We start from the raw sequence: 5915 nt of genomic DNA on the forward strand, positions 1-5915 counted from the left end.
TGACATTAAAATCGGCTCCGTGATAAAAAAACGAAGAGAAAGATAAAAATCGTAATCCGCCGGTTTTTCGATTCGCTAACTTTATACGCGAAAGTAACAAGACGGATTATGATTGCATTTATAGAAAAATTAAACAGCGAAGTCCTGCGGAGTATCGAACGTATCGAATCGCGGGATACCGACGTGTTGAAAAAGTCGCTTGAAGCGTCACGTGTCCTGGGAGAAGCGTTCGACCGTTTGAAACAATATATCATCGGCTACCGTTTTCAAAACGATGACGAGGAAATAAAGTTCTTCAAAGAAATCAAACCTCGTCTTTTTTGCCGTCTGATCTATTACCGCAAGCTCTACAATATCGAGATGAACCGTCCGGTAGGAAGTATCGAGGCACAACGGGAGTACCTGGACGCCCATGTTCGGGCCATCAACGCGTACACGCAGAAACGCCTCGACTTTATCCGCTATTTCCGCAGCGGCGCTACACACCTGGACAGCCTCTATTTCCTACGCGGGCAGACCGACACGGAGCAATACCTGGAAACCTTCTACTATGAACTCGACCCGCAGTTTTCGACAAACGCGGATTTCAAGGTGGCGAAAATCCTGGCCAACGATATGTTGTCGGTTTATCTTATGGGCGAATTGGAATCACTGGAGAGCACGAACCTCCGGAACATGGTTCTGCCATTGCCTGACGTGCGTCCGACATGGCAGGACTCGAAGACGGATCTGACGGAACTTATTTACCTGCTCGACAGTAAAGGCTGTTTCGGCAATGTGCCACTCACGCAACTTGCCAGCTACATTTCCAACGCTTTCAACGTACACCTCGACATGAACCTTTCGAGGACATTCTGCGATATGAAAATCCGAAACAACCCGACACCGTGGCTTGACAAGGCGAAAGAGGCCCTGCTTAAACGTATGCAGACGTGGAAGCGAAACAAGAAAAACGGCAATTCCGAGTAGAACATGAACCGGTAAAGCACTCTATTCCTTATAGAAACACTGATAATCAGCGTTGTATATAACAAAAGAACCGAGGTCGGTTTTCCCCCGTAACTCTCGAAAGGAACTTTCCCGAACGCCCGTATTTGCACCCGTATAAGGAGCCGATACGGGTGTTCCGTTGTAGCCCCGTCCGGATTAGAACACCGTTAAGCGTTGAATCACAGTATGCTATCGCATTTCTGCCAATAAAAATACCGAGTACGGGCCGCGGATTTCGGTAAAAAACACTGCCTTCTTCACCGCATGAACCATTGAGAATCAGTTCACTGCAAATTATCAAAAAAAAGTCGTACCGACCTCGTTTTAAGCTGTCCATATAAGCCCGACCTTTGTAACAGACTAAAAAACAAAGAAGTATGAAAATCATAGTGATCGGTTCGCGAGCCTATAACGAGCTTGTCGGGCGTATAGAGAAAATAGAGGCTGCAATCGCCTCTCTCCCTGAAAAGGGGCGTGCATGGAATAAGGAGTATATAAACGACGAATGGATGGACGGCGAGCAGGTCTGCCGTTACCTGGGCATCAGCGGGCGTACCCTTCAACGCCTCCGCTCGGATCACGTGATCACCTATTCGGCCATCAACCGGAAGCTGTATTATTCCCTCACGGAAATCCGCCGTGTGCTGAAGGAGCGTTCCGTGCGGCGCAAGAACCAACCAAAGGAGTAGGCCATGTTTCTGGACAAGGAATATTTCGACGGATGGATGCAGCGGCTCTCGGAACGGCTGGAACGTATCGAGAAGCTGTGCGCGGGGGACGTGGAGCAACCGCTTTCCATCCTGCCTGACGGGGAGCGTCTTCTGGACAATTACGACCTGTGCCGTATGCTCAATATCAGCAAGCGCACACTCCAGCGTTACCGCACCTCGGGAGAGCTGCCTTACGAGATGATCTATCACAAGACCTTCTACCGGGAATCGGACGTCCTGCGGTTCATCGAGCGTAACTTCAGTAATTTCCGCAAGCTGAAAAAGGATCGTCCTGCCGGTTCCGGTTAGGCCCTGTCCCGAGAGTCCGGCGTCATGGAAAAACGCGGAGATACATGGAATAAGGCACGACATGACGGTGCAACCGCTCGATATTTGCCGTAAAATCAGTATGTTTGCACTTGGAAGCCTATATAATAATGAACAATGAAAGAAACAGATAAAATACATCCTGCCGACAAAGGGGAGGAAGAGCTGCTGCATAACGTGCGCCATATCTTGCAGGAAGCGCGCGCAAAGGTGATACATCATGTCAATTCGACCCTCGTGAGGGCTTACTGGCAGGTAGGGAAATACATAGTGGAGTACGAGCAGCAGGGAACCGACCGTGCCGGATATGGCAAGGCTGTCATCAACACCCTTTCCAGGCGGCTCGTGGCGGAGTTCGGAAACGGGTTCACGGCCACCAACCTGCGGTACATGAGGCAGTTTTACCAGTGCTACCCGAAATATCACACGCTGTGTGATAAATTGAGCTGGTCGCATTGCCGCACGCTTCTCAAGGTGTCGGGCGATGCCGCCCGTGATTTTTACCTGCACGAGTGCGTCAAGGAAAACTGGAGTGTCCGGCAGCTCGACCGCCAAATCAACACGCTTTTCTATGACCGCCTGCTGGCCAGCCGAGACAAGAAAGCCGTGAAAGAGGAAATTTCCCGTACCGAACCCGGGCGTGTCGAACCCAAAGAGATCATCCGCGACCCGTATATCCTGGAGTTTCTCGGGATCCCGCAGGGAGAGCATTTTCTGGAAACCGATCTGGAGCAACTGCTCATCAGCCGCTTGCAGCGCTTGATGCTCGAACTCGGGAAAGGCTTCGCCTTCGTCGCGCGACAGAAGCGTATCTCCTTCGACGACAAGCATTTCTACATCGACCTGGTCTTTTACAATTACCTGGCCCGTTGTTTCGTTTTAATAGATTTGAAATCCGGGGAGCTGACCCACCAGGATTTGGGGCAGATGCAGATGTATGTCAATTACTACACCCGTGAGTTGATGAATCCCGGGGATAACCCTCCGGTGGGTATCGTCCTCTGCGCGGAGAAAAACGACGCGGTCGTCCGTTACACGCTGCCCGAAGATGAAAAGCAGGTCTTCGCCGCCCAGTACATGACCTATCTTCCCACGCAGGAGGAGCTGCAAACACTCTTGCAGGAAGTGTGACAACAACGCTCACGGGCATATGAAAAAAGCCGACGGAAATCTGTACTTCCGTCGGCTTTTCGTTTACATCTTGATCCCTTTCTTCGCAGGGCCGTTCTCCGGCGGGCTGCCCACGCCCGCGATGACGATGCGCCCCCCGGAGGCGTCGGCAATCTGCCGCAGCCGGGAAGGAATACGGGTCGCCGTGTTGTCTTCCTTCGGGAGCTCTTCCGCCGTGTCATGCCGTTCCCGGCACACGTCGTTATCCTCCTCCGCCTCCTTTCCCTCGCTCTCTTCTATCGGTTTGAGGCTTTGCTGTATCCTGCGGTCTATTTCCGTCAGGTCAGCTTTTAGGGCCGTCAGTTCGGGCTCCTTGCGCCAGGAACTTTCCACCACTTCCCGCAGGACGGGAATATCTTTCTCCAGTTCCTCATTCTTTTTCCGGAATTTCTCCAGTGTCGGCTCGATGGTCGCGAGCGCGTGGATGAAGTTCATCGCCGCCAGTCGCGGGTCGGAGGCGATATTTCCGTAGTTGTACTGGTATAGATAATCCCCTTCACCCCGGACATAAAAACGGTTCTGCACCAGGTCGAGCCCGTCTTTCCCGGTCGTTTCGCTCTGGACGAGCAGCTCGAACCCGTAGAGGCTCCCGATGGGTTCGAGCCTGTCGAGCGTGCGTGCCGTTTCGGCGATACGGTTGAGCTGTTTCCCGATGAGCTTGGGGTCGGAGGTTTCCAGCCCGTTCAGTTTCACGGGATTGCGGTACGAGCCGTCCTCGTTGAACTCGACGCGGGCCTTGAAGTGTTCCAGATCCTTGCCGATACGCCGTATCAGGTCGTTGTTCTTCTCTATCTTCTCCGTGATCTGCTCCAGCTTGTAGCGGCTCGATGATTTACCGCGCACGAATGCCTGGCGTTCGCTTTCGAGCGTGGCGATCTTCTTCTCCAGGCGGGCCTTGTCCAGCAGGTCTGTATTTCCCGAGAGGACGGCGACATACTCGGAAAAATTCATGCCGCTCTTCTCGTCGATGGCCCCCTCGTCGATGGTACGGCTTCCCATGTTGTTGGTCTTGAGCTGGCGGATGAACAGTTGCTTGTTGTGCAACAGCCCGAACTTGTAGGCGTCGAGCGACTTCTCGACGGCGTATAATATCACGTCCACCTTGTTGTCGGCATGGAGTTTGGCGATCTCGTTCCCGGTGCGTATTCCCCGCCCGTCGCGCTGCTCCAGGTCGCTGGGACGCCAGGGGCAGTCCAGGTGGTGTATCGCCACGCAGCGTTTCTGCGCGTTCACTCCCGTCCCGAGCATCTCGGTCGATCCGAAGAGTACGCGGATTTTTCCGGCGTTCATACCGGCGATCATCTCCTTGCGCGCTTTTTCCGAGGTCGCCTCCTGGATGAACCGCACCTCGCTTTGGGGTATGCCGTAATCCTCCGCGAGTTTACGCCGTATCTCGGAATAGACGTTCCACCCCGCTCCGGGTTTGTAGGTTCCCAGGTCGGAGAATACGAACTGCGTACCTTTGTACGCCTCGAAACGGCGGTAGTAACCGGCAATCATACGGGCGCAGTGGCTCGCCTTGTTGTCCACGTGGTCGCTGTATAGTTCGGGGTCTATCATACGCATATCGAGCGACATCTTGCGGGCGTAGTCTGTGGCAATGAGCATTTTCGCCTTTTCCTCCCGCTCCGAGAGCGGCAGGCGGCCCAGGAGCGTGGCATCGCCCGATTTGGCGAACTGCACCAGCCGTTCTATGAACTCCGTCTGCTGGGGTGTCGGCGGGATATTGTGCAACATCTCGTTCTTTTGCGGTCGGTCGATCCCTATATCCTCCGCCGAGCGGTAATCTGTAATCTCGGAGTAGAACATGGCCAGTTCGGGAACCTTGATGAAATATCGGAACCGTTCTTTCTGCACGACCTCGTTGGTCACGGAAAACTCGTAGTCGATGGTTTTCTTGGCAAATATGGCCGCCCAGGCATCGAAGGTGCGGATATTCTGACGCTCCAGTTCCTTCGGGCGCAGGTACTTGAAAAGCAGGTACAGTTCCGTGAGCGAGTTGGAGATGGTCGTTCCCGAGAGGAACGTCGCCCCCAGGTCGCGGCCCGTGCGCTGCTGTATGGTACGCAGCGCGAAAAGCATGTTGAGCGCCCGCTGCGACCCCTCGGGATTTCCGAGGCCCGCCACCCGGTCATGCCGGGTCGTGAAAGTCAGGTTCTTGAATTTGTGGCTCTCGTCCACGTAGAGGTGGTCGATACCCATGAGGCGGAAGTCCACGGCGTCGTCCTTGCGTGTTTCCAGCGCGTGCGCCACCTTCTGCAACTTGGCTTCCAGGTTGGCCTTGCGTTTCTGACACCCTTTCATCATGGCGCGGGAAACGTCCCTGCCTTGTGCTTTGAGCACTTCGAGGTTCTCCTCCACACAGTCCAGCTCGGCCTGCAATATCTCCTGCTGTATCTCCGGGGACTGGGGTATCATGCCGAACTGTTCGTGCGAGAGGATCACGGCGTCCCAGTCGTTGTTGCGTATCTCCCGGAAGATGCGCTCACGCTTCCGGGGCGTGAAATCCTCCTTGCCCGGGTAGAGGACTTTGGCCATCGGGTAAGCGGTGCAGAACGTCCGGGCTATTTCATGGATGTTGGCTTTCAGCCCGATAATCATGGGTTTGTTGGCCAGCCCGAGGCGTTTCTTCTCGTAGGCCCCGCAGCACATGATAAGGGTCTTTCCGCCGCCACAGGCTAAGCGCAAAGCGCCTTGCCGTCCTTTCGGACGGTAGGT

At 54.3% G+C, this 5915-nt stretch carries 5 protein-coding genes; 4 read left to right on the forward strand and 1 reads right to left on the reverse strand.

What is annotated here, in order from left to right:
- The first annotated feature begins 108 nt into the window (after nt 1–108).
- The 4 genes from DXA54_RS27250 to DXA54_RS27265 all read left to right on the forward strand — a co-directional run bounded on the left by DXA54_RS27250 (nt 109) and on the right by DXA54_RS27265 (nt 3158).
- Nucleotides 109–969: an RteC domain-containing protein gene (locus DXA54_RS27250; protein WP_004295489.1), complete on the forward strand. Its 861-nt coding sequence runs from the start codon at nt 109–111 to the stop codon at nt 967–969.
- A 398-nt stretch (nt 970–1367) separates the two neighbouring features.
- Entirely contained in the window at nt 1368–1679 is a 312-nt protein-coding gene (locus DXA54_RS27255; RefSeq protein WP_004295488.1) for a helix-turn-helix domain-containing protein, read from the forward strand.
- 3 nt (nt 1680–1682) lie between these two features.
- Complete coding sequence (locus DXA54_RS27260; protein ID WP_004295487.1) at nt 1683–2009, forward strand: helix-turn-helix domain-containing protein; 327 nt, start codon at nt 1683–1685, stop codon at nt 2007–2009.
- 135 nt (nt 2010–2144) lie between these two features.
- Nucleotides 2145–3158: a YhcG family protein gene (locus tag DXA54_RS27265; protein ID WP_009125921.1), complete on the forward strand. Its 1014-nt coding sequence runs from the start codon at nt 2145–2147 to the stop codon at nt 3156–3158.
- A 63-nt stretch (nt 3159–3221) separates the two neighbouring features.
- On the opposite strand, the gene DXA54_RS27270 is transcribed toward DXA54_RS27265, so the two are convergent.
- Nucleotides 3222–5915, reverse strand: a 2694-nt coding sequence (locus DXA54_RS27270; protein WP_256372869.1) for a helicase-related protein, incomplete at its 5' end; no start/stop codon positions are given.

This window comes from Bacteroides sp. OF03-11BH (genome assembly GCF_003604005.1).
GTDB lineage: Bacteria > Bacteroidota > Bacteroidia > Bacteroidales > Bacteroidaceae > Bacteroides > Bacteroides ovatus.